The organism is Sphingobacterium sp. 1.A.4 (assembly GCF_002734245.1).
Classification (GTDB): Bacteria; Bacteroidota; Bacteroidia; order Sphingobacteriales; family Sphingobacteriaceae; genus Sphingobacterium; species Sphingobacterium tenebrionis.
The window spans coordinates 25,017-49,100 of record NZ_PEAZ01000037.1; the positions used below are offsets into that span (position 1 = coordinate 25,017).

Below are 24,084 nucleotides of genomic sequence, written 5' to 3' on the forward strand. Positions count from 1 at the left end.
CTCTACAAAAAGGATATTAAAATCACTACCCAGCCTACGATCATCAGTAATCCACCAAGAGGGGTCACCGGACCTAAAAACCTCAAATTAGCTTTCCATTTATCCTTAAAACTCAATAAATAAATACTTCCTGAGAATAAGATGCATCCGAACAACAGACCATACACCGCCCAATTTTCATAACTTTCTTCAAATTTGAAATTATAGCCTACTATAAGTAAGGTTAAAGCAGCATACATCTGATACCTTACCCCAACCTCAAACGAACTTAACCTTTCCTCCGAAAGTACTTTTTTCAAGGCATGAGCACCAAATGCTCCCAAAACAATAGAGAGAATGCCTAAAAGGGCTCCCGATATTAATGCTAATTCTTTCACTTATTAAGATTTTTTATTGGCTGCTTTATTGATTTGTTTCATTAGTTCCGCTTCAGAAATAATTCCTGTATGGCTCCAAACTTCCTTGCCATTCTTATAAAGGCTTAATTTCGGAATCTCGGAAATCTTTTTCTGTTTTAGTAGATTTTTGTTTTCATCAGCATCCAAACGGACAACTTTTACCTTTTTTGCCTCCCGATTTTGGATTTTAAGGATGGTAGGCTTCAATTCCTGGCATGGGCCGCACCAAACTGCTGAATAATTAACCAAAACTACGTCTTGGGAATTAACCAAATGGTTAAACTGCTCTTCCGTCAACCCTTTCCCCGATTTAGAATCCTTAGTACTTCCATCTTTATTCTCTTTGATCTCCGCCTTATTGGAACTTCTCCAATCCATCATGCCACCACTGTAATCATAAACCTGGAAGCCATTATCTGCTAGATAAGCAGATGCTTGCTTGCTTCTTCCTCCACCTAGGCAATACACATAAACCGGTTTGGATTTGTCCAATTTTGAAACTGCTTTCTTGAATTCTTCTTTGTTGTTCCAATCCAGGTTTTTGGCGTTTTGGATATGACCATCCTGAAACTCTTTGCTGGTTCTAACATCCAATAATTGGATGTTTTTCTTATCCTTTACCTTCTCAATTTCTGCCGAGCCTATCTTGGTCTGCGCTTGCAACTGAAAAGTCGCAAAAATTAACCCCAGCATCACACATAACTTTCTCATTTCGCTGATTTTTAAGCGGAAATTATCCTTTCCGCAAATACTTTGTTAATATAACGATGGTTTGCCCTTCAACCTTGCCTTCAATCTGCTCAGTATTGTCATGAACAAGTCGAATATTTTTTACCACAGTTCCTAATTTGGCAGATATACTGGAGCCCTTAACATCCAAAGTTTTGATCAATACCACGGTATCACCTTCAAATAGCCTAGTTCCGTTTGAGTCTTGATGAAATTCAACGGTAGCATCCGCTTCATGATCACCTGTTTTTTTAGCCCAAGCCAATGCTTCATCATCCAGATAAAGGATATCTAAATAATCAGATGCCCAAGCCTCATTGCGTAATCTGCTCAACATTCGCCAAGCCACGATTTGTACGGGAAGATTTGGAGACCACATACTGTCGCCCAATACTTTCCAATGATCGGGTTGAATTTGTTCTGTTTTTTCAATCTGCGCCTTGCAAACAGAACAGCATAAAATGCTGTTATCTAAATTAGGAGTAGAAGTAGGGGGAACTTCATAGATTTCTAGGTTTTCTGTTGAACCACATAGTTCACATGTATTTTCACTTCTGCTTTTTAATTCGTCTATTAACATAAAAAAATAGGATATTTAATTATCCCAAAGATAAGCAAATTAAACGAGCCTTTTGGAATCATTAAAAATGAAGGATTCTAAACTTGTGGCAAAGAATTTGTGTATGGAAGAATCATTATAACTTAAAAAAAGAAATATACTTATGAAATGGCAAGGCGGCCGCCGCAGCGGTAATGTTGAAGATCGTAGAGGAATGTCCGGAGGACAAAAACTTACTTTAGGGGGAATTGGTGGAGTTATTGTTCTGATTATCGGTTTTCTGATGGGAGGAGATCCTTCTGAGATCTTAAATCAGGTCCAAAATCAAGCTGGTCCGGCAACACAACAAGGTCCGGTAGAATCCACTCCGGAAGAAGACCGGTTAATAGAATTTTCAGATGTGGTATTGGCGAGTACAGAAGATGTTTGGGGTAGATTATTCCAAGAGAATGGAAAATCCTATCCAATAGCAAAAATGGCCATCTATCGCGAAGGGACAGAAACAGGAGGTTGTGGATTTGGACAAAAGGCTTTCGGACCTTTTTACTGTCCTGGAGACCAAACAATCTATCTCGATTTGAGTTTCAACAGGGAATTATCCAATCGCTTTGGTGCTAAAGGCGAATTTGCCCTTGCTTATGTGATTGCGCATGAGATCGGTCACCATATCCAAAATGTTTTTGGAGTTTTGAATAAAACCAATGCGATGCGTGCGCAGATGAGCGAACGTGAGTACAATAAAATATCGGTGATGACAGAGCTTCAAGCAGATTTTTATGCAGGTGTATGGGCGCATTATGCAACTCAATTGAGTGATGTGAAATTAACTGCAGATGATATCATGGAAGGGATGCGTGCAGCCGCTGCAGTTGGGGATGACCATATCCAAGAGCAAAGTACTGGTCGTTCAAATCCGGAATCTTTTACCCACGGAACATCAGAGCAACGTGCATATTGGTTCAAAAAGGGATATGAATCTGGTGACTTAAATGCGGGTAATACCTTTAATGATCCAAGTTTACAGTAATCCAATTAGGCAGATTAGACACATCGGCTAATAAGAATAAAGCTGGTTGGTCACAGAGCAAAAATATTATTGAACTAAAAGATTACATCCACGGATATCGGAATTGTCAAAACGACCTAAAATTTCGAAGGAACCATCGGGATGATATTTACCCAGATCCTGGGTAGCAATAAAAGAACAGGAGTGATAATTGGCAAGATCAATGACATTTATCGCTCCTGTTTTTTTATCGTCTATTAAAGTCAATGGATCGTTCGTGTCCCTAATTAATATCTTCATCCAGGCGGGCGTTCTAAATAGACCATCCCCTTTGGAATAACCCTGCGATAATAATTCGGTCATTCCATACTCCGAATGTATTTTTGAAACCCCAAATCCTGTGGATAAGATAGCATGGAGTTCTTCTCTAATCATTTCTTTTCGTTTCCCTTTCATTCCGCCGGTTTCCATGACGATCAATTCTGGAAAATCAACCTTAAATTCCTCCACAAAATCCAATAAGGCATAGGTCACACCAAAAAGAATTGTTTTGGTACCTTGCTGTTTTAATGCTTCTAAGGTGCTCTTTAAGTCCTGATGGTTGTATAAAAAATAGCCACTTTCATCTTGATGTGAGTTCTTGATCAAATCATCAACCATATAGATCAAGGAGGATCCTGATCTTTCCAGGTAATTTGGCAAGAGAGCCAGAACAACTATATCGCCAATACCTCCATAAAATTCCTCAAAAGCCAACTTAAAACTTCTCTCATACCAACGTAAATCTGCAACAAAATGTTGGCTTGTGACCATTCCGGTAGTTCCTGAGCTGCTAAAAATTATTTCAGCCTCTTTGTCCTCTTCCAAGACTTCACGGGTCTTGAAAAACTGTATGGGCATAAAAGGAATCTGTCGATAATTTTCGATGGATCCTACATCTTTACCTAGAATTTGGAGAAATTTTTTGTAGATAGGGTTATGGTTCGCTTGATGCTTAAAAACAGAGAGTGCAGCACTATTGAACTCTTCCTCGGTTTTAATATTAAATATTTGATCAGCGATTTCCATATCGGCAAATATACGGAATGTTGGAGGTTAAAAACAGGTCAGAACAATATAAGCCGATTGATTTTTCTTGCGGATAAAAGCTAATGCCTGGGTGATGTAATTCTCTACTGTCCTTTTAGAGATATTCAATTCCGACTCATCACAAAAACCTTTCGACATTGCTTTGGAAACTGTTGAACAGGCGGATGGAAAGATGCAGAGAGCTAAGGAACTAAAGAGATTAGTTGGGTATGTGGATGCTGAAAGATTTATTAAGGAGCTATCTTTTTAAAGAATTTGAAATTTTTAAATCATTCAGTGGTTGATTTTACGTCATTGAGAGCGTGATTTTACGTCATTGCGAGGAAATTTTTACGTCATTGCGAGGAGGTACGACGAAGCAATCTTTCGACTTTGTCATCCTGAGGGGAGTCGAAGGATCTGTTCGTATATCACCTACCGTACAGATCCTTCGACTACGCTCAGGATGACATGAATGAAGATTGCTTCGTTCCTCGCAATGACGTTATAAGATTGCTTCGTTCCTCGCAATGACGTTATAAGTTTGCTTCGTTCCTCGTAATGACGTATATCTCCTACAACATACCGCCACAAACAGGCAATACCTGCCCATTCACATACGACGATAAATCAGATGCCAAGAATAAACAAACATTAGCAACTTCTTCCGCTTCGCCAGCGCGTTTCAAAGGAATTCCAGCTTCCCAGCCGGCCACCACTTTCGGATCCAATACATCCGTCATTTCTGTACGGATAAACCCAGGAGCTACCACATTCGTACGGATATTCCTTGATCCCAATTCCTTCGCCAAGGATTTAGAAAATCCAATGATACCTGCCTTAGATGCCGAATAATTTGCCTGTCCGGCATTTCCTTGCACACCCACCACAGAACTCATATTGATAATACTACCTTTACGGCTTTTCATCATCACTTTTGATGCTGCTTTCGAAACATTGAAGATAGATTTAAGGTTGATATTAATCACATCATCCCAGTTCTCCTCCGTCATGCGCATCAAAAGACCATCTTTGGTAATTCCTGCATTGTTCACAACAATGTCCAAAGCGCCAAAATCTGCAACAATATCATTGATTAATTTATCTGCTTCATCAAATTTTGAAGCATCAGAACGGTATCCCTTAACTTGTGTGCCAAACTGTTGAAGCTCCTGCTCCAATGCCTGCCCTTTTTCTACAGATGAAAGGTAGGTAAAAGCCACATTTGCACCGTGTTGTGCAAATACTTCAGCAATCTTTCTACCAATCCCTTTGGATGCACCTGTTACTAAGGCTGTTTTCCCGGCTAATAATTTCATACGATTATTTTTTTGTACTTGATTTTTAGAGACCACAAAAGTGGAAAATAAACTGCATAATACAAAAAATGTCAGGTATTAGGAAATCGGAAAATCAATTTTTGCTGACCTGATTGAATAAGAAGGCAATAAAAGCAGGTTAATATTGATAAATTTTCAAATATTTGAAACGATTCTGACAAATTTATTCGCTAGAATCTATTTCGAATAGTAATTTTGTGCAACATTTAAAAACCATGGGTAAGAAAACGAAAAAAACGGAAGTAGATGTTGTTTTGATTGGTGGTGGTATCATGAGCGCAACATTAGGTACGTTGATTAATGAGTTAAGTCCAGACATTAATATTGAAATCATTGAGCGCTTAGATGTAGTTGCGGCAGAAAGTTCAGATGCATGGAATAATGCAGGAACTGGCCACTCGGCGTTATGCGAATTGAACTATACACCAGAACAACCTGACGGAAGTGTAAAGATCGACAAAGCCATCAGTATTGCCGAACAATACGAGATTTCCAAACAGTTTTGGTCTTACCTGGTGGAGAAAAACATCATCAAAAATCCAGGACATTTTATCCGTAAAGTCCCTCACATGTCTGCTGTTTTCGGCGAGAGAGATGTGAATTTCCTAAAAACACGTTTCGAGACCTTAACCAAGAACAACCTGTTCAAAGGTATGGAGTATACGGAGGATAAAGGCTTGTTAAGCGATTGGATCCCATTGATGATGGAAGGTCGTGATCCTGAAGAGCCTATGGCTGCCACAAAAATGGATATTGGTACCGATGTGAATTTCGGCGCCTTAACAAGAGATTTGATCAACTACTTGGACGCCAAGGAAAACATTAAGCTTTCCTTGAACCAAGAGGTTAAAGATATTCACCGTGAAGATGATGGACGTTGGGAAGTCGAAGTGAAAGACCTGAAAACCGGTCAAAAACGCGAAATCCTAGCGAAATTTGTGTTCATTGGCGCAGGAGGACACTCCTTATTATTATTGGAGAAATCCGGAATCCCGGAAGCAAAAGGATACGGTGGTTTCCCAGTCGGTGGACAATGGTTAAGATGTAACAACGAAGAGATCATCAAGAGCCACCATGCAAAAGTGTATGGTAAAGCTTCAGTAGGTGCGCCTCCAATGTCTGTTCCTCACTTGGATACCCGTTATATTGATGGTAAACAGGCCTTATTATTTGGTCCATACGCTGGATTCTCAACTAAATTCCTTAAAAAAGGATCTTATTTTGATCTTCCGGCTTCCATCAAATTATCCAACATCCGCCCGATGCTTTCGGCAGGTCTGGACAATTTACCATTGACCAAATACCTGATTACCGAGGTGATGAAAAAACCTCAGGATAAATTGGATGCTTTGAAACAATTTATGCCAACCGCTAAAATGGAAGACTGGCAGATTGAAAAAGCTGGTCAGCGTGTACAGGTGATCAAGAAAGATCCAAAACATGGAGGTATCCTGGAATTTGGTACTGAAGTCGTTTCTAGTGCCGATGGATCTATCGCGGCTTTATTGGGAGCTTCTCCAGGTGCTTCAACTTCCGTAGCGATCATGATCGCTCTTTTGAAACGTTGTTTTCCAGAAAGAGCAAAATCGGATGCATATCGTAAGAAATTAAGAGAAATGATCCCTTCCTGGGGTAAAAAATTGAATGATGATCAGGCTTTGTGTGAAGCAACCCGCGCACGCACGTCCAACATCCTTCAATTGGATAAATAAAAACCTTAATCCCATCTGGGAAAAAATAAAATTTTGGGGTGCTTGATGTCCCACTGTAAAGTGGGACATACAACGCTGAGAAAATACCCAATTCTGCATCAAAGCAGAAGGAACCTGATCCAGGTAATGCTGGCGTAGGAATTAATTATGAATGATATTCTTCAAAACATCGTAACAACCTTTCTTCAAACCTCTTGGTTGGAGCGATTTTCCGTGGTCTGTAGTGTGATCCAAGTATTACTATCTAAGAACAACAAGGTGTCCAATTATTTCTTTGGCATTTTAGGGATTCTTACCGGAATGTATGTGCTCTATGGTGCCAAGCTCTATGCTGAAATTGCGTTACAGGTCTATTACCTGGTCATGAGTATATATGGATGGTGGTTCTGGATGAGCAATAAGACTGCAAGGGAACAACCGATCAGTCATGCCAGCAAAAAGGAATGGTGGATAGTAGCAGGCATCGTTATATTAGGTTTTGTATTTTTCTACCTCCTACTTGAACATATTACAGACTCAGATGTACCCTATTGGGATGCCTGGGTCACTTCCACTGCATGGGCAGGAATGTGGTTGATGGCCAAAAGAAAAATAGAGAATTGGATACTGTTGAACATCAGTAACCTCTTTGCCATCCCTCTACTGATCCATAAAGATCTCTATTTATTTGCCGCGCTGACGTTATTTCTATTCATTGTGGCTATTTTTGGTTATTTGAATTGGATGAAAATCCTATTCCAACAAAAAAAGGAAACAAGCTATGCTGAATGATGAACATAAAATTCTGATTAAAGAATTCCAATCGGAAAGTATCGAACGGAAACAATTGGTGAAACAACAATTGGAATTGATCTATCACAACAATTGGTTCAATTTGTGGGTTCCGAAATCATTGGGCGGCTTGGAAGTAGACTTTCCTCAAGGATTACAATTCCTCAAGGATCTGGCCTATGAAGATGGAGGATTCGCCTGGACAGTAACCTTATGTGCCGGGGCAAATATGTTCGCTGGATTTATTGATCCAAGGAAAGCCAAGGATATTTGGCAGGATCGGGAAATATGTTTTGGGGGAAGTGGCAAGATTGCCGGAAGGGCAGAGGTCAAAGAAGACCATTACTTACTGACTGGAATGTGGAATTATGCAACTGGAGCACCTCATCTTACTTATTTTACCTTGAATGCGCCGTTAATGAAAGATGGAAATCCATTGCTGGATGCCAATGGACAAAGTATCTATAAATCTTTTTTTGTGGACAAGGATCAAGTATTGATCCATTATGATTGGGATACCTTCGGATTGGAATGTACGGCTTCGCATTCATTTTCTTTAGAAAAAATAAAAGTGCCTTTTGATCAGGCATTCGATCTAGTTCCATCCAAAAAAACATTGGAAAACCCTTTGTTTGAAATTCCTTTCATGTGTTTCGCCGAATTGACGCTATTGATGAATTATATGGGTATGTTCGACCGCTTTTTGGATTTATTGGAAAGACAATATTTTGAAAAATCCAAAGATGAAGCTTGGCGAATGAAACATTCCCGAACAAGATTTAAGGAAATCGATGGCATTCGGACGAATTTTGAAAGTTCCTATGCAGAAATGATGGGATTGGCAAAATTGGTTTGGGACCAAGTGGAGAACTACCAAGAACTTGATGAACAGGTGTTGGACGATATAGCGTTAAAATCACGTGAATTGGCCAAATGGATCCGGTTGAATACGGCTGCTTTGATTCCGTATGCAGGTATCAAGGGTGCTCAGCGGAAGGAAGAAATCAATATCGTTTTCCGGAACTTATTTACAGCTAGCCAACATGGTCTTTTGAATGTGTAATAAGGAATTTAAAAAAAGCTAACAATCAAAAACCATATTCCCTTCAAATACATCATGTTGACCTGATAAGATCAGCATGTACCTTTCTTCTTCATAGTGTCGAGGACTTGAGATCAAAAAATCAGGTTCCTTGTCGCCATCAAAGTCTGCTATCAATTTTATTGCTGTAAAGGTGTCGTTATATTCTGATTGCTTGATCAGATTTCTGACGTATTTTCCATCTTTATATAAATTCAAACTGTAATGCTCCGAACTGGTATCATCCACATCCCGGAAATATTTTCCATTCGCTTTCAATTCATACACATGTCCATTATAACTGAATTTAAAAGGGCTGTCTGGTTGAATAATCCTTTCATTAAAAGCTATGCTGTCCAACAATCCTGTTTTAAGTGATTTAAGGTCGACATAGGCTAAAACATTTTTATCAGGCTCAATGGTTTCTGTGGGTAATCCTGAACAAGGTTCCTCAGCTTCTTCGGTAATCTTGTAGGCTACTTTGCCAATATGATAAGCACCTTTTTCCTTGTAAATGGCGAGCCAAGTAGCATTTAATATTTTGCTTATCCGATCATCATCATTTAAGAAACGGTAAGTCAATGGAAGTATCAGTTTCCCTTCCAAGATAGCTGCCTCGACAGAAGTGCCCACTTGCATATCATCATCGGTTATCTCATCCGATGTATCGCTTAGCATTTCTATACTATCCTTTAATAAAGCGGAACTATCAACAACAACTGTTTCCTCCACATTCCTTTTAAATGGATTGCATGCGGTCAAACCTATAAAACATACCAAATAAATAACTAGACAGCCATTCCTCATATCAAAACAAAATTTCAATGGAAATTAACCAAAGGATTACATTAAACCTAAAAATAAAAAAAATAAAAAAGGGAATTAAAAGGGTAGGGTATGAAAGGTAATTCTTTTGAAATGATCTTTGGGTAGATCATTTTTTTTTGATGGTGGATTTTAATCCTCTTCTAAATTAAAATCATCACCATCAAATAAAAATTCGCCAAATAGTGGCTCTTGTTCTGTTGTTAATACTTCATCTTTTATCATATCATTTAATTTTTATCAAATGTAAAAGATGAACTTTATTGGAATATTATTCTAATGTTAATTTTATGTGAAATCCGAAAAGCTTAACTTGTTCAATAAAATAATACTTTGTTCTGCCCAGGTTTGTCCGAAATCATAGCGATTACGGTTTAAATCACTGTTGTATAAAACGGGACCTTCGGTTGCAGGTCCGTACAAGTACAAGGGATAATTAGAATGTTTCCCTTTAACTTTTCCGTTTGTTTCCAAATTGATTTTACCATCATCATATACCCCATTTTTGAACACTGTAAAAATTCTCTTTTTGTAAAGGTTTGTAAAAAGCCTATTGTTTTCACATTTCAAGTTTTCTTTTGGCTTGGTGCTATCGATCAGATAGGAAAAAAAATGTTGGTCTTTTTTTGATTTCAATAAGAAGCCCTGTTCTTGGATCTCGATTTCTGGAGTCTCGGAAAACAGAAAGGAAATATATCCTTGCTTTAGTAGACAGAAGAATTTTTCGGATATTTCACGTGCAGGTCCTAAACTGATCTGGAAGATATAATTCAACCAATAGTCATCTACATGTTTTTGTGCATAAGGGGTAAATCCCCCAAATTCATATAGTTTACAGATTTGCAAGAATCCCTCACGCATTGCTCCGGTTGCTGCACCCATGGTGCTGTTCAATTCTCCAGGTTGCATGGCGATTAGACAGAAGGTAGTCAGGTCCGCTATAAACTCATTATAATTTACATCCTTAGCGACATTGGAATAAGTAACAGGATCTAATAAGGCATTGATCGAAAATCGAGTCCTTTCATCCTGTATTGCTATGAAATGCAATACCTCTTCGTGGCTAACCGTCTTCAGATGGTCCAGCATGGAATAAAATGCATGCTGAATCTCTTTTTTATAAAGAGGTAGAATATCCGTTTTAAAATCGATATTTCCTTTTTTTGCCTTCAATTCCTCTACCCAGGCGTCGGTCATATAGAGCAGTTCATATTTATGGTCCGACCAATAGGTATTTCTTGGTAAGGTAGGGAGATTTGTTCTGGAAAATGGATATATTTTTGGTTCCAATCCCGTGGGAATGTATTGGAATTCCTGATCGTTCTTATAGAACACGCCTCCTCTGCCTTCAGTCAAATGTAGGATGGTTTCCATAAAGTTGATACCAGACCCTTTGATGACGACTTCGGAATTTGCTGGGATCCTATCCAAATACTCCAAAGAATGCACTGATTCGATAAAGCGATCCAAGGATTGATCACTATCCTTGATGAATTTTAAGAGGTTATTTTTATTGCTGTGGCCGATGCTAATTAACGTACTTTGGTATGGAAAGATTAATTTCTTATCCTCATTATATAAATAAGCTGTCTTTCCTTGGATTTCCAGATCGCAGATTTCTTCCTGGATTAAACTCAGTTCGATTTCATCATCTATTCCTGCAATAGTTTTTAAGACACAATCCATCAGGTAAAGACCAAATAGTTCCCTACTGCAATGATCAGATTTTAGGGGTTCCTGTTCAATTGTTCTATTTTCCCTTATCCATTCCAATAGGGTTAACGATTCAGATGAAATAGTATCCCGATCTGTTTTCCATGCTGAAAGGTCTGCGATACATTCGTGTACCAAAAGATAGTTTGGGGTAGTAGGACTGTATTGTTGCCCCGCCCCAAAATTCTTGTTTTTATTATACCAATGTATATGGAATTTTCGATTGCCTATGGCTTCTTTGCTTAGGGAAAGTAAGCTTTCTAACGCATAAAAACCAAATGGTCCTCCGCCAATTATAGCGATATAGTCAGTATGCTCCTCAAATTTTATCTGATTATTTGTTTTTATTAAAGGGTTAATCCGGTCGTCAATTGTCCTAGCCTCCTGCAGTAAATGCATCGAATTCCATATCATATTTCCTTGTTTTTACCTGCCTAGCGATAATACCTATTTTTTCATTTTTTATGTATTTTATGGCAAATTACAATGGATTATTATCACAGATGAAACTTAATGGCATTAACATAGAATTATATTCTTTAAAAAATTAAAATAACTCAATTCGTTAATATTATTTCGTGCAACAGGATTTAGTCCTATATTTTTTATAATTTGGAAGTCTTGTAAATCAGCTATTTGAAAAATATTTTAGAAGAATATGCTAATTTTCGATAAATACGCAATGAAAGTAATTGAGGGAAATAAGTTTAATTCTCAAAATATTAATTAAAAACTGTTAAAATTGGTTCGATTGATTGGAGGATTCCAACCTTCCAAAAGACTTCCTAATAATATCAAAAGCCCTTAACCTTTTTTCATCATCATAAATATAGTTTGTGGTCATAATCTCATCTGCATTTACCCTTTCGATCAACCCTTTCAAATGCTCCGCAATCTCTTCTTCATTTCCAATAATCGTGCTGGAAACCATCGAATTAACCGCATTTTCGATCTCCGGAATTCCTTCGTAGATCAATCGTTCGGTAGGAGGGGACAAGGGTTTGCGGTGATTGGTGACAATTCCTGCAAATAGATTGAACAGACTGCTTGCTAATAACCTAGCTTCTTTATTCGTCTCTCCGGCAATGATATTCACACAGACCATAAAATACGGTTCTTTTAACTGGGCAGAAGGTTTGAAATGTTCTCGATAGATCATGGCTGCCCTTTCCAACATCGCAGGGGCAAAATGCGCAGCAAAAGCATAGGGAAGGCCAAGTTCAGCGGCGAGGTAAGCACTGTCTGTACTGGAGCCCAGTATCCAGATCGGAATATCCAATCCTTCCCCCGGAAAAGCACGCACCTTGGCATGTACATTCTCGGCACTGAAATATTGTTGCAGGGCCATTACATCATCCTTGAAATAAAAGGCGGTGTTCATGTTATTGCGCCTTAAAGCCATGGCGGTCAATTGATCTGTTCCTGGCGCGCGGCCAAGACCCAAATCGATACGTCCTGGATAAATAGATTCCAAGGTTCCAAATTGTTCGGCAATGACCAAGGGTGCATGATTAGGTAGCATGACTCCTCCGGATCCTACTCGTATATTTTTGGTACTACCCGCGATATGGCCAATCAAAACCGAAGTCGCCGAGCTCGCAATGTGCTCCATATTATGGTGCTCCGCCAACCACATGCGTGTATAACCTCTTTCATCTATATATTCAGCCCCTTTCTTTGCTCTTTCAATCGCATCGGAAGCAGTTTTGTTCTTACATAAACTCGCTAATTCTAAAACAGAATATTTGATATTTTTCATAGGCATAAAGATAATCATTAGCAAGTCTTAGATTTGTAATCCCAATGTATGGAATTATAGGAATAAAGTCAATTTAAGCCAGTTTTTTGCAGGCAATGATGATCAATTGATTGTTGATATCCGTAGTAAAGAATAGATAGGTATGGCCGCCATCCTTGATCTTGAATTTCTTCTTGATCACCTCCACCTTATCCGGAAAATTTCGAATGGCAATATTGGCTTGTGGCCAAGGGTTTTGCTTCTTCAAGCTGGAATACGGCCGGACATCCAAAATCTCAAAAATCCTTCCCGGAAAATTAACCTGTAGTTGATCAGAGGTGTAGATATGGGCATGCTGATGAATCTTGCCCAAGCCAAAGTATTTACCGATGGATTTGAAAGCGCCAGCTTTACTAATAGAAACATCCGGATCATAAAGGTATTTCTGGGGCAACAGAAAGCGACTGATGATCGCCCGCTCTTCCTCGTAAGTGAATTCAAAGGTCTGTAGTTGATCCTGAAATAAACGAATGGATCGAATGGTACATTCCCCTTCATAGCCACGCTCCTGAATGAACAGTAATTCCTTACAATCATTGTCCAGCGAGATCACATAAACAAATCGAACATGCTTTAAACTTGATAAGGCTGTAGAAATGTCCAGGAGAGGGGATAACTTACTGATCACATACCGGCTTTTGCGAAGAAAAAGCGTTTGGTTGGCAACTATATTTGGTTCACAGTCTTCCAACAGGAAAACCTTCCCCTGATTTACCCTCCGCGAAGGATCTACATAGATATAGTCAAAGGCATCATCTTCCGCATCTTCCAAAAAGGCAATTCCATCGGTCGCTATGCATTTAAGGTTGTTCACCCTCAGGATCCGGGCATTGTAGGCAACTATTTCAGATAGTTTTTCATTGAGTTCACAATGGATAACTTCCTCCGCTTCCTGGGCGAGATAACAACTATCCACACTGAATCCACCTGTCAGATCGATCACTCGAGATCCTTTGGCAATCAAGGTCTGTTTGATTAATGCAGTATGTTCGGAAGAACATTGTTCCAGGTTTATTTTATCCGGATAATAGATGCCATCACTATAAGCCCAAGTAGGCAATTTCTTGACGCTTCGTTGCCAACCGTCAATCTGTGAGGCCAATTCTGCCGAACTAACATTTTGAAAGGGACTTTTTTTCAAAGCAATTTCCGTGGGACTTTTTTCCCGGTTTGCCTTAATGAATTGTTGTACTTCCTTATCTAAAATGTTTCTATTCATCTTTCTTCTTCACCAGTATCTGGCAGGTATAACTATCCTTAAGTTCGCGAATAATTTCCTTATTTACCAATACCCGGTCAATAGTTTCTTGTTTATAATAACGAATGGTGATCAATTCCAGTCCTTGTTCTTTGGAAACCTTATAGCGTTTTTCCAATTGTTGAAGTAGATTCATCACATTTTCACCTGTATCATCCACACTCACCGAAAAACTGATCGCCGAGTTGTGCATCATGTTGATCTTGATCCGGTGTTTATGGAACAGATCGAAGATATGGCTCAGGTTGTCCTCTACAATAAAAGAGAAATCCCGAGGTTGGATATTGATGAACACCTGATTGACCTTGAAAATAAAGGAAGGAACAGGTAAGGTCTGATTCGTTGTTTTTATTTGAGTACCAGGGGCTTCAGGGTTTAAGAATGACCTTACGTTCAAGGTGATCTTCTTATTCTGTAGCGGTTTGATGGTCTTCGGATGGATGACCGTCGCACCGTAATAGGTCAGTTCGATGGCATCGGTATAGGATAATTCAGGGATCAGTTCGGTGCGTTCAAACCATTTTGGATCCGCGTTCAATACACCCGGTACATCTTTCCAGATGGTAATATTTTCTGCATTCAAACTAGCTGCAAAAATTGCCGCAGAATAATCCGAACCTTCACGACCTAAAGTCGTCGTGAAATTTTCAGAAGTTGATCCTATAAACCCTTGTGTAACAATGACCTGCTCATCTAATATAAACGGAAGATCCCGACGGATTTTTTCCTCCGTCTTTTCCCAATCCACTTTGCCTTCCTGATAGGTATTGTCTGTTAGGATATAATCGCGGGCATCGATCCATTGGATCGGCACACCTACATGTTTTCCATAGGCAGCTACTATTTTGGTAGATAGTAATTCGCCAATGGAAACGATCTGGTCAAACAGATAGTCGAATTCATCTTGAGGCTCTTCCTCCAAAATCCATTCAACCTCTACAAAGGTATTGGCGATGTCATCATAGACCGGATGGGTTCTGGATTCAAACAGTTCATCCAATATCTGGAAGTGTTCCTGCTTCAGTTGTTCCAATAAACCAAAATAGTCCCCTTCCTGCTTAACGTAATTCGTCGTGATTTTTGCCAGCTTATCTGTCGTTTTCCCAATAGCGGATACCACTACCAATAATTCGGAATTTCTATATTTCTCAACGATTGAAACGACATTTTTGATGTTCTCTGCACTCTTTACTGATGCACCACCAAATTTAAATACCTGCATTTATGCTATTAAATTGAATGAAAATATGCTTTTAAATTATCAATGTACAATTTCCCTTTCTGCGTGAGCAGATCCTCGACTTGTGCATAAGGGATGACTATACTGGTTGTACCTTCGGCATAAGGTTTTATCTCATATGGATTGTAATGGAATAGAAAACCATCTTTTGTGATCCCATAGTTGGCAGCCAACGAAAAATTGCCATTTTCGAAGAAATAGCCATTCGCTAAACTGCTCGTATCGGAGAGCCCTTCTTTAGTCCGAAAAATATTTTCTGCAATTTTAGTAAATTCTTTCATCTTATTATCAGAAATGAATGCATTTAGCTCCAATTTTCTGTTGTTTTCGATATCAAAAACAGATAAATTCTCAAAAAAGTTGCCATGTGCACCTCCTGAGTATTCATATGTTCCGTTTTTTATGCAAATAAGCCTTGGTGTATTGAGGATCAGTCCAACCTTTGTGCTCTTGGTCCAGGCAATCGGATAATTCAGGTTGTTCTCCTCTACAAAATTTCCATAACCTTCGATAAAATTATTGACATAGGTTTTGATATCCGGTTCTCCTTCGAGTAAAATGGTCTGATCGACCAATTGGTTCAGACTGCTATCCTCGAATTTTGGATAGATGACCTCGGCATAGCTCGTGTCCATCTGGTCCTCATGGGAGGCAATATAGGGACTGAGGATCCGTAAGCTATCCATGCTATATGAAAGGGTATCCTTTGCCACAGCCGTATTTCCATTGGAAGTCAATGGATTTTCCTTCTGGTTGTTCTGACAGGCAAATACGCCCACTATTCCTAAAACCAAAAATCCTGATTGATATACCCGTTTAAAAATTGATACTAACATTGACCCACCCCTCATCAAAATTGCTGTTATATTTTTTATAAAAGTTTATTGCCGGCTCATTCCAATCCAAAACCTGCCACATCATGCCGCTAAATCCAGCTTCTTTGGCGTATTTGATCGTATGGTCCATCAATAATTTTCCTAATCCTTTCCCACGCATCTCTTCCGTAACAATAATGTCCTCCAGATACAATCGCCTGCCTTTCCAAGTCGAATAGCGGATATAATAGAGTGAAATCCCTACAATTATTCCTTCGTGCTCCGCTACAAAAGCCCACCATACTGGGTGCTCGCCAAAACCGGCCTCTTCAAACTCCGCCATACTAACCGTTACCTCCTCCGGAGCCTTCTCGTATAAGGCCAATTCCCTAACCAGTTCCATCAATCGCGGACAATCCGCTTTGACAGCTCTTCGAATATTGAACTCCATTAGTTGGCTTTATAATGTTTGATAACTCGTTTTCCGAAAATCGTGCTGCCCAATCTCACCATATTAGCGCCCTGTTCAATCGCAATCTTATAGTCGGAGGACATGCCCATCGATAAAATATCGAAACTTACTTCCTTTCGGAAATAAGTGGTCTTGATACCATCAAAGAACATTTTCAATTCGTAGAACTCTTCTTTGATGATCTTTTCATTTTCCGTATTTGTTGCAATCCCCATCAATCCGCGAATACGGATATTCTTGAACTCCTGAAACTCCTCGCTGCGTAACAGTTCGATCAATTCAGCATGGTCCAATCCGAACTTCGTATCCTCATCTGCAATGAAAACCTGCAATAAGCAATCAATAACCCGATTGTTTTTTAAGGCTTGCTTATTTATTTCAGAAAGTACTTTCAGGGAATCCACGGAGTGGATCAAAGAGACAAAAGGGGCAATGTATTTGACCTTATTGGTCTGTAGATGCCCAACCAGATGCCATTCAATATCCTTTGGCAGTTCTTCATACTTAGCGAGCATTTCCTGTACCTGGTTTTCACCAAATAATCGTTGCCCGGCTTCATAGGCCTCTAAGATGTCCTCATTTGGCTTGGTCTTGGAAATAGCCACCAATTGAACGCCAATAGGTTGTAGTTCTTGTTGTAATTCCGAAATATTGCTTGCTATGCTCATAAGTAAATTCGATCCTTCCTAACTAATTTAGAATGCTATTTCGTAGCTTTTCTGTATTTTTGTTCAAATTTACAAAATGCAGCGATTAATACTGGTTTTATCCCTTTTGTTTTTTCTAGGAACTTCCTGTAAGAAGTCCAGGCCATCAGGTGTGTTGAAGGAGGAAGATTTTGTTAATCTGATGACTGAGGTGCATATTTTGGATGGTTATATTGTGTCTTTGCCTGTAGATAGTGCTCGAAAAGTGATCGATCCGCTCTATTTGGAAATATTAGCAAAGTATGACCTGGATACCGCTACCTTCAGTAAGAACCTGGATTACTACATGGCAGATTCTAAGCTGACAGGTAAGGCTTATGAAGGGATTGTGAACAAATTGCAGGCAGAAGAGATGGATTTTGCGCGTCAGGATTCCTTAAAAAATGTTAAATATCAGGACTCTTTGGCCAGTGCATTCCGGAACCAGCGTAGGGTAGAACTGTTGAACAATATGATCATGAATGCGAAAGCAGATTCCATGGAAATGTCGCCAGCAGAATATACCCGCAGGATGTATGAACTTTCGGGTATCCAATATATGTGGAACAGGAATCTATATACTGGTTTTAACGAAAAGCCTATAAGTCCTGGGCCAGCACCATTACCGATGCCAGGGGGCGCTGTACCTACAGAAGTAATTGTTGAAGATACCGTGAAAAAGGAACCTCAGGTGGATACGCCAGTACGACCAAGGGATCCAAGATTTAAACCGGTGACCCGGCCTAAGAAAAGCATGGTTACCCCATTGAAATTAGAATAAGCATGATTTATCCGAAGAACGCGGGAGAAAAGTTAGGATTTACGGAGATTAAAGAGCTTATTAAAGCGAAATGTATCAGTGATGCCGGAAAAGAGTTGGTGGATAAGATCCAACCTCAGGCAAAACTGGATCTGATCGATAGGTTCTTAAGGCAGACCAGCGAATTCAAGGATTTGCTGCAGCATGATGCGCCATTGCCTGTAGATCATTTTTACCCCATAAAAAACCTGGCCGAGAAGGCCAAAGTAGAAGGAGCTTTCCTCTTTGAGGATGAGTTCCACCGTATATTGCTGTCTTTAAGGACAGTATACGCCATTATTCGTTATTTCAACGAAAGGGCACAACAATACCCTAATCTGGAACTCTTGTTCGAGCATCTCCCGATCGAGAAATCCATCATTAAAAGTATCGAAATGGTGATCGATGAACGGGGCAAGATTAAGGACAATGCTTCCCGACTGCTGTTGGATATCAGTCAACAGATTACAAAGTCGGAACAGGAAGCTAGGAAACGTATCGATAGTGTTTTTAAACAGGCACAGGCCAATGGATGGACTGCAGATGGAAATCTGACCATTCGGGATGGCCGTCTCTGTATTCCAATACTTGCTGAAAACAAACGCAAAATCAAGGGCTTGATCCATGATGAGTCGGCAACTGGTCAAACAGCTTATATTGAGCCGGAAGAAGTCTTCCATTTGAACAATAAGGTAAGGGATCTGGAGTTTGAGCGAAGACGGGAGATTATCCGAATCTTGACTTCCTTAACCAGCGAATTGAGACCACACATACCTTTGCTGTTTGCTTACCATGGCTTGTTGACCAAGCTGGATTTCGTGCGAGCCAAAGCATTATTTGCCATGGATATCGAAGCGAATATGCCCGAGCTATCTAAGGTGGCCGAGGTCTCCTTGGTCAATGCGAAACATCCGTTGTTACTGATGGCTTCAAGACAAGAAGGGCATCCTTCGGTTGTTCCATTGAACCTGAAGATTGACGAAACAGACCGTGTACTTTTGGTTTCTGGACCCAACGCAGGTGGAAAATCCGTCTGTATGAAAACCGTAGGTCTCCTACAGTTGATGTTTCAGTCAGGATTGTTAATACCCTGTGATCCAATATCTAAGTTGGGAGTTTTTAAACAGGTCTTTGCGGATATCGGTGATGATCAATCCATTGATTCGGATTTGAGTACCTATAGTGCCCACCTATCCAAGATGAAGCATTTTGCGCAGTTTTCAGATGCAAGGACCATGGTCCTGATCGATGAGTTTGGAACCGGTACGGACCCTCAATTCGGTGGACCGATTGCTGAGGCAGTCCTGGAGGTATTGAACAAGAAAAAGATCAGAGGTGTAATTACCACGCACTATAGTAACCTGAAACTCTTTGCCAGCCATACCGAAGGGATCGAAAATGCATCGATGCTTTTTGATAATGAGGCGATGAAACCTATGTACATCCTACAAACAGGAAAACCCGGAAGTTCTTATGCTTTTGAAATTGCACAGAATATTGGTCTTCCAAAGGAAATCCTGCATTTGGCAAAACAAAAGATCGGTGTGCAACAAAAGAAGGTAGATACCTTATTGGTGGATCTGGAAAGGGAGAAAAAAGAGATTTTTGATACGAAAAGGGCGATCAGTCTGAGAGAGAAGGAGATATTATCGGAACAGACTGAGTTGAATTCCTTGAAATCCTATTTGGAGGAGAATAAGCGTCAATTGTTGAAAGACGCAAAAGAAGAAGCAAGGCAGATCATCAAGGATGCAAACAAACTGGTAGAGAATACTATTTCCAATATTAAGAGTGCGCAGGCGGATAAGGAAAAGACAAAGGAATTGCGTTCCGGTCTTCAAAAAGCAGCAGATTCGCTGAAGGAAAAAACTGTTAAGGAAGTGAAAAAACCAGGCCTTACCGCTGTGCCAGATGCAGATCTAGAAGTAGGGGATTGGGTTAGGATCTTGGATTCTGGAAACGAGGGGCAGGTTATTGAAATCGCCAAGAACAATTTAATCCTTGCTTTAGGTGAGCTTCGTACCGTGGTTAAAAAGAACAAGGTAGAAAAGCTTCGTGGAAAAGAAAAGGCGAAAGTCGCCAAGCGTTTTAAATCGGTTGCGAGTGAGTCTGTGGCAGATTTCAGCCCGGAGATTGATGTTCGTGGTATGCGGACGGAGGATGCTTTAGGGAAGATCGAATTGGTTTTGGATAGGGCGGTGATGATCGGTTATCCATCCTTGAAAATCATCCATGGAAAAGGAGATGGGATATTACGTAAGTTTATTAGAGATTACCTTAGAAAATACAATCAAGTGAGCAGGTTTGAGGATGAACATGCTGATAGAGGCGGAGATGGGATTACTTATGCTTATTTGGATTGATAAATAGATACCCTTCTTTAAAGTAGTATACCGCGTAATTGCGAGGAATATTCCGCGTCATTGCGAGGAGGTACGACGAAGCAATCTTTGTACTATGTCATCCTGAGCAGCGTCGAAGGATCTGTAGGGGTACCACATTTAGATGCTTCGACTTCGCTCAGCATGACATGGGTAAAGATTGCTTCGTTCCTCGCAATGACGTGGTTTCGCAATGACACGGTTTCACGATGAACCGGCTATACCATGACGCGGTTTCTTTCAAATAATTATCACAAAATTATTATCACAAAACTAATCTCCCAATAGTCTTCTTAATCCAACCATTGTTCATACATATTGCAAGTAATGTGCAAGTAAGGTTCAAGTGACTAAAGTCACTTACAACTCACTTTCAAGTCACTTACACCTCACTTGCACCTCGTACACAATAACTTTTTTTTAGCTAACAGATTAATACCTTTACCTAAGATTATTCCTGTTACGATGAATGATTTATCCCGGTAGAAATGTCTTTCTGCGAGAAAACTTTTCCACATTTTGAAAAATGTTAAAATTTGTTAATTTTCTAATTTTTAGTGTTTTTCGTTGCTAATATTTTAAACAATGATAATAGTTGCTGTGAAAACTATTTAAAATTCTAATTTTTGTTTACTCGAATCTGCCATAAAGATGCAAAAAGGTGGGTGTGAGTATATTAAGTTTATGTTAAGGGTTATTTAAAGTCAATCTGACTTTTTACTTTTGCGCAGTAAAAACAACTTAACATATGGAAAAAATTTCTACTAAACTGATTGCCATTTTTGCATTAGTACTTCTATGTAACGTTACATGGGCGCAAAACCTGTTACAAGGAAGAGTTACTAATGGAACTGAGCCTTTATCAGGTGCAACTATCTTGGTAAAAGGTACTTCTGTAGGTAGTTCTACAGATGCAAATGGTAACTTCTCAATTAATGCTCCTCTCCAAACCGGAACATTGGTTGTGAAAATGTTGGGCTACCTTACTTCAGAGGTAGAGTTCTCAGCAAACAAATTAAATTTAGGAACTATTGTATTAGTTGAATCAGGTTCTCAAGAATTAGGTGAAGTAGTTGTAATTGGTAAAGGGATTATTGATATCGCTGATCGTAAAACTCCAATTGCGGTTTCAACAATAACTCCTTTAGAGATTCAGGAAAAAAGTGGTGCAAACGTTGAATTCCCTGAGTTAATGAAAAACACACCTTCTGTTTACATTGCTGACCAAGCAAGCGGATTTGGTGATTCAAAAATGTTTGTTCGTGGTTTTGATCAATCAAACACAGCATTCTTATTGAACGGTCAGCCAATCAACGGTATGGAAGATGGTAACATGTACTGGTCTAACTGGTCTGCTATGTCTGATGTGGCTAATTTGATTCAGATCCAAAGAGGTTTGGGTTCTTCAAAATTAGCGATCTCTTCGGTAGGTGGTACAGTAAACATCGTAACTAAAGCTACTGAATTAAATAGAGGTGGTTCTGTACGTATGGAAACTGGTAACGATGGATTAGCTAAAGCAACTTTGGTTTACAATACCGGTATGGTAGGTAAATGGGGTTTCTCCATGATGGTAAATGGATGGAGAGCGGATAAAAAATATGCTTTAGGTACCGCAGGTGCTGGTCAAAACTATTTCTTTTCTGTTGGTTATCAACCAAACGAAAACCATAATTTGAACTTTATGATCTTTGGTGCACCTCAGTGGCATGACCAAAACTATTCTAAACCATTAGTTTCTGGTTACAGATCAAATAATACTATTCTTCAAACTCCAGGTTATGATATCACTGGTGAGAAAGGTAACAATAACTATGGTTGGTACAAAGGAGAAGGTTTGTCACAAAGAACAAACTTCTACCACAAACCAGTAAGTAATATTAACTGGGACTGGACAATTTCAGATAGAACATCATTATCTACTGTATTATATGCATCAATTGGTAAAGGTGGTGGTACAGGTATCTTAGGAAATGGTCCTGGATTTACGTTAAATGGTTATGATGCAAATAATGGAACAACCAACTGGGATGTTCTTGCAGATTTGAATACTAAATTAACGAATGGAATTTCTCAAGGAAATAACGGTACGACTTTAAGAGCTTCTGTAAATAACCACTTTTGGTATGGATTAGTTTCAAACTTTAACATTGAAGCTAGTGAGTATTTATCTTACAATGTGGGTATGGATTTAAGATTCTACAAAGGAGATCACTTCCAACAATTGGTTGATTTATTAGGTGCACAAGGTAGAGTTGCAGAATCAAGCACTAGACCAGAGATTAATCCACATAAAAGAAACGTTGTTACAGAGACTTATTCTACTAATCCTTGGGAACATTTGTTCAGAAAAAGCCCAAGCTTAGATCAACGAGTAGCTTATGATAACAGTGAGAATATCAATTATCAAGGTGTTTTCGGACAAGTTGAATATGCTGATGATCAATTTTCGGTATTTGTTCAAGGAGCAATGTCTAACCAAGGATACCAAAAAATCGATCGTTGGAACTATGCAGAAGGCGAGAAGAAATCCAAATTTGACAATAAATTTGGTTACAACCTTAAAGGAGGTATGGCATATTCTTTCGTAGAAGGACAAACTGTGTTTGCGAACATCGGCCATTACTCTCGTCAACCATTCTTGGATAATGTATTTATTTCAAACACTGTTGATTTTGCAGATCCTGAAGTTAAAAATGAGAAAATCTTTGGTTTAGAAGCTGGTTATAAATTTACAACAGAAATGTTTGATGTGAATTTGAATGGTTACTATACAACTTGGAAAAACCGCTTTACAGATTACGGTGCTAGAGATTATGTTGTAGGTTCTGATACTTACCAAAGTGTTACTTATTTATTCACTGGTGTAGGTCAAGCTCATAAAGGTTTGGAATTAGATTTTAATGCTCGTGTATTGTCTAATCTTACTTTAAGAGGTTATGGTTCAATTGGTGACTGGAAATATGATGGAAAATCTCCTTACCGTGTAAGAGATAATGATTCTTTCAACATTATTTTTGAAGATAAAAATGGTCAAGATTTAACAGGAGTTAAAGTTGGTAATGCGGCACAAACAACCTTTGGTTTAGGTGCTAAATATTTTATTCTTCCTCACTTCTCGATCGATGCAGATTTTAACCACTTTGCAAGATTATATGGTAATGTGAATGTGGATGATATCATTGCTTCATCTTTAAAAGGTGAAGTTTACCAATCTGAAAAATTAGATAGTTACAACATTATTGATGCGGGTTTAAGTTATACGTTCAACTTGAAAAACAGCCAGAAATTGAAATTCAGAGGTAATGTTAAAAACCTTTTGAACGAAGATTACTTCTCTCGTAAAGATGCGTATGGATATTTCTACGGTGTAGGAACAACTTGGAATGCTGGTTTAACTTACAGCTTCTAATCAAGATAAGATGAAATAGAA

The 24,084-nt window shown here is 39.1% G+C and carries 21 protein-coding genes; 7 read left to right on the forward strand and 14 right to left on the reverse strand.

Annotated elements, in window-relative coordinates; all coding sequences use genetic code 11:
* Positions 1-2: 2 nt before the first annotated feature.
* Genes CRJ00_RS04125 through CRJ00_RS04135 form a run of 3 tightly spaced genes read right to left on the reverse strand, consistent with a single transcriptional unit; the run spans position 3 to position 1,707 of the window.
* Positions 3-377 (reverse strand): DUF423 domain-containing protein, encoded by a 375-nt coding sequence (locus tag CRJ00_RS04125; RefSeq protein WP_099365618.1) that lies wholly within the window; start codon positions 375-377, stop codon positions 3-5.
* Between the two features lie 3 nt (positions 378-380).
* Entirely contained in the window at positions 381-1,109 is a 729-nt protein-coding gene (locus CRJ00_RS04130; RefSeq protein ID WP_099365619.1) for a thioredoxin domain-containing protein, read from the reverse strand.
* A 22-nt stretch (positions 1,110-1,131) separates the two neighbouring features.
* Positions 1,132-1,707, reverse strand: coding sequence for a PhnA domain-containing protein (locus CRJ00_RS04135; RefSeq protein WP_099365620.1), 576 nt, complete (start codon positions 1,705-1,707; stop codon positions 1,132-1,134).
* 142 nt (positions 1,708-1,849) lie between these two features.
* Between CRJ00_RS04135 and ypfJ the strand changes: the two genes are divergently transcribed.
* Positions 1,850-2,713, forward strand: a complete 864-nt coding sequence (gene ypfJ, locus CRJ00_RS04140) for a KPN_02809 family neutral zinc metallopeptidase (protein ID WP_099365621.1) — start codon at positions 1,850-1,852, stop codon at positions 2,711-2,713.
* 66 nt (positions 2,714-2,779) lie between these two features.
* Here the strand turns inward: ypfJ and CRJ00_RS04145 are convergent, their stop codons facing one another.
* The 3 genes from CRJ00_RS04145 to fabG all read right to left on the reverse strand — a co-directional run bounded on the left by CRJ00_RS04145 (position 2,780) and on the right by fabG (position 5,079).
* On the reverse strand, positions 2,780-3,760 hold the full coding sequence (locus CRJ00_RS04145) for an acyl transferase (protein WP_099365622.1): 981 nt from the start codon (positions 3,758-3,760) through the stop codon (positions 2,780-2,782).
* 27 nt (positions 3,761-3,787) lie between these two features.
* The gene (locus CRJ00_RS19120) at positions 3,788-3,919 is read right to left on the reverse strand and encodes a hypothetical protein (protein WP_257213683.1); all 132 of its coding nucleotides are present in this window, start codon (positions 3,917-3,919) and stop codon (positions 3,788-3,790) included.
* A 416-nt stretch (positions 3,920-4,335) separates the two neighbouring features.
* Positions 4,336-5,079, reverse strand: a complete 744-nt coding sequence (gene fabG / locus CRJ00_RS04150; RefSeq protein WP_099365623.1) for a 3-oxoacyl-[acyl-carrier-protein] reductase — start codon at positions 5,077-5,079, stop codon at positions 4,336-4,338.
* A 236-nt stretch (positions 5,080-5,315) separates the two neighbouring features.
* Between fabG and CRJ00_RS04155 the strand changes: the two genes are divergently transcribed.
* From CRJ00_RS04155 to CRJ00_RS04165, 3 genes are all read left to right on the forward strand, one after another.
* On the forward strand, positions 5,316-6,812 hold the full coding sequence (locus CRJ00_RS04155) for a malate:quinone oxidoreductase (protein WP_099365624.1): 1,497 nt from the start codon (positions 5,316-5,318) through the stop codon (positions 6,810-6,812).
* Positions 6,813-6,959: 147 nt separating this feature from the next.
* Positions 6,960-7,583 (forward strand): nicotinamide riboside transporter PnuC, encoded by a 624-nt coding sequence (gene pnuC, locus CRJ00_RS04160; RefSeq protein ID WP_099365625.1) that lies wholly within the window; start codon positions 6,960-6,962, stop codon positions 7,581-7,583.
* Positions 7,573-8,646, forward strand: a complete 1,074-nt coding sequence (locus CRJ00_RS04165; protein WP_099365626.1) for an acyl-CoA dehydrogenase — start codon at positions 7,573-7,575, stop codon at positions 8,644-8,646. The genes pnuC and CRJ00_RS04165 overlap by 11 nt, the downstream gene beginning before the upstream one ends.
* 18 nt (positions 8,647-8,664) lie before the next feature.
* Here CRJ00_RS04165 and CRJ00_RS04170 read toward each other — a convergent pair whose 3' ends face one another.
* The 8 genes from CRJ00_RS04170 to CRJ00_RS04205 form a co-directional block, all read right to left on the reverse strand.
* Entirely contained in the window at positions 8,665-9,396 is a 732-nt protein-coding gene (locus tag CRJ00_RS04170; RefSeq protein ID WP_180268417.1) for a hypothetical protein, read from the reverse strand.
* Between the two features lie 381 nt (positions 9,397-9,777).
* Positions 9,778-11,616, reverse strand: a complete 1,839-nt coding sequence (locus tag CRJ00_RS04175; protein WP_099365628.1) for an FAD/NAD(P)-binding protein — start codon at positions 11,614-11,616, stop codon at positions 9,778-9,780.
* A 322-nt stretch (positions 11,617-11,938) separates the two neighbouring features.
* A complete protein-coding gene (locus CRJ00_RS04180) occupies positions 11,939-12,961 on the reverse strand; it encodes an LLM class flavin-dependent oxidoreductase (protein ID WP_099365629.1) in 1,023 nt (340 codons plus the stop codon).
* A 73-nt stretch (positions 12,962-13,034) separates the two neighbouring features.
* Positions 13,035-14,219 carry a class I SAM-dependent methyltransferase gene (locus CRJ00_RS04185; protein WP_099365630.1) on the reverse strand — a complete coding sequence of 395 codons (1,185 nt, stop codon included), beginning with the start codon at positions 14,217-14,219 and terminating at the stop codon, positions 13,035-13,037.
* Positions 14,212-15,480, reverse strand: coding sequence for an aspartate kinase (locus CRJ00_RS04190; protein ID WP_099365631.1), 1,269 nt, complete (start codon positions 15,478-15,480; stop codon positions 14,212-14,214). Before CRJ00_RS04190 ends, CRJ00_RS04185 begins: the two co-directional genes overlap by 8 nt.
* Before the next feature lie 8 nt (positions 15,481-15,488).
* Positions 15,489-16,334 (reverse strand): DUF3298 and DUF4163 domain-containing protein, encoded by an 846-nt coding sequence (locus CRJ00_RS04195; RefSeq protein WP_180268418.1) that lies wholly within the window; start codon positions 16,332-16,334, stop codon positions 15,489-15,491.
* Positions 16,315-16,764, reverse strand: a complete 450-nt coding sequence (locus CRJ00_RS04200) for a GNAT family N-acetyltransferase (protein ID WP_099365633.1) — start codon at positions 16,762-16,764, stop codon at positions 16,315-16,317. Before CRJ00_RS04200 ends, CRJ00_RS04195 begins: the two co-directional genes overlap by 20 nt.
* A complete protein-coding gene (locus CRJ00_RS04205; RefSeq protein ID WP_099365634.1) occupies positions 16,764-17,453 on the reverse strand; it encodes a YggS family pyridoxal phosphate-dependent enzyme in 690 nt (229 codons plus the stop codon). Before CRJ00_RS04205 ends, CRJ00_RS04200 begins: the two co-directional genes overlap by 1 nt.
* 76 nt (positions 17,454-17,529) lie before the next feature.
* Between CRJ00_RS04205 and CRJ00_RS04210 the strand changes: the two genes are divergently transcribed.
* The 3 genes from CRJ00_RS04210 (at position 17,530) to CRJ00_RS04220 (ending at position 24,063) form a co-directional block, all read left to right on the forward strand.
* Positions 17,530-18,252 (forward strand): DUF4296 domain-containing protein, encoded by a 723-nt coding sequence (locus CRJ00_RS04210; RefSeq protein WP_099365635.1) that lies wholly within the window; start codon positions 17,530-17,532, stop codon positions 18,250-18,252.
* Positions 18,253-18,254: 2 nt separating this feature from the next.
* Entirely contained in the window at positions 18,255-20,633 is a 2,379-nt protein-coding gene (locus tag CRJ00_RS04215; RefSeq protein WP_099365636.1) for an endonuclease MutS2, read from the forward strand.
* Positions 20,634-21,399: 766 nt separating this feature from the next.
* On the forward strand, positions 21,400-24,063 hold the full coding sequence (locus CRJ00_RS04220) for a TonB-dependent receptor (RefSeq protein ID WP_099365637.1): 2,664 nt from the start codon (positions 21,400-21,402) through the stop codon (positions 24,061-24,063).
* Positions 24,064-24,084: the final 21 nt, after the last annotated feature.

Excerpts from the sequence above, each read along its gene's own strand:
- CRJ00_RS04205 (WP_099365634.1), bottom strand. The coding sequence starts at position 17,453 with ATGAGCATAGCAAGCAATATTTCGGAATTACAACAAGAACTACAACCT.
- CRJ00_RS04130 (WP_099365619.1), bottom strand. The coding sequence starts at position 1,109 with ATGAGAAAGTTATGTGTGATGCTGGGGTTAATTTTTGCGACTTTTCAG.
- CRJ00_RS04215 (WP_099365636.1), top strand. The coding sequence starts at position 18,255 with ATGATTTATCCGAAGAACGCGGGAGAAAAGTTAGGATTTACGGAGATT.
- CRJ00_RS04175 (WP_099365628.1), bottom strand. The coding sequence starts at position 11,616 with ATGATATGGAATTCGATGCATTTACTGCAGGAGGCTAGGACAATTGAC.
- CRJ00_RS04200 (WP_099365633.1), bottom strand. The coding sequence starts at position 16,764 with ATGGAGTTCAATATTCGAAGAGCTGTCAAAGCGGATTGTCCGCGATTG.
- CRJ00_RS04180 (WP_099365629.1), bottom strand. The coding sequence starts at position 12,961 with ATGAAAAATATCAAATATTCTGTTTTAGAATTAGCGAGTTTATGTAAG.
- CRJ00_RS04185 (WP_099365630.1), bottom strand. The coding sequence starts at position 14,219 with ATGAATAGAAACATTTTAGATAAGGAAGTACAACAATTCATTAAGGCA.
- pnuC (WP_099365625.1), top strand. The coding sequence starts at position 6,960 with ATGAATGATATTCTTCAAAACATCGTAACAACCTTTCTTCAAACCTCT.
- CRJ00_RS04210 (WP_099365635.1), top strand. The coding sequence starts at position 17,530 with ATGCAGCGATTAATACTGGTTTTATCCCTTTTGTTTTTTCTAGGAACT.
- CRJ00_RS04155 (WP_099365624.1), top strand. The coding sequence starts at position 5,316 with ATGGGTAAGAAAACGAAAAAAACGGAAGTAGATGTTGTTTTGATTGGT.
- CRJ00_RS19120 (WP_257213683.1), bottom strand. The coding sequence starts at position 3,919 with ATGTCGAAAGGTTTTTGTGATGAGTCGGAATTGAATATCTCTAAAAGG.
- CRJ00_RS04135 (WP_099365620.1), bottom strand. The coding sequence starts at position 1,707 with ATGTTAATAGACGAATTAAAAAGCAGAAGTGAAAATACATGTGAACTA.
- CRJ00_RS04145 (WP_099365622.1), bottom strand. The coding sequence starts at position 3,760 with ATGGAAATCGCTGATCAAATATTTAATATTAAAACCGAGGAAGAGTTC.
- ypfJ (WP_099365621.1), top strand. The coding sequence starts at position 1,850 with ATGAAATGGCAAGGCGGCCGCCGCAGCGGTAATGTTGAAGATCGTAGA.
- fabG (WP_099365623.1), bottom strand. The coding sequence starts at position 5,079 with ATGAAATTATTAGCCGGGAAAACAGCCTTAGTAACAGGTGCATCCAAA.
- CRJ00_RS04190 (WP_099365631.1), bottom strand. The coding sequence starts at position 15,480 with ATGCAGGTATTTAAATTTGGTGGTGCATCAGTAAAGAGTGCAGAGAAC.
- CRJ00_RS04165 (WP_099365626.1), top strand. The coding sequence starts at position 7,573 with ATGCTGAATGATGAACATAAAATTCTGATTAAAGAATTCCAATCGGAA.
- CRJ00_RS04195 (WP_180268418.1), bottom strand. The coding sequence starts at position 16,334 with ATGTTAGTATCAATTTTTAAACGGGTATATCAATCAGGATTTTTGGTT.
- CRJ00_RS04220 (WP_099365637.1), top strand. The coding sequence starts at position 21,400 with ATGGAAAAAATTTCTACTAAACTGATTGCCATTTTTGCATTAGTACTT.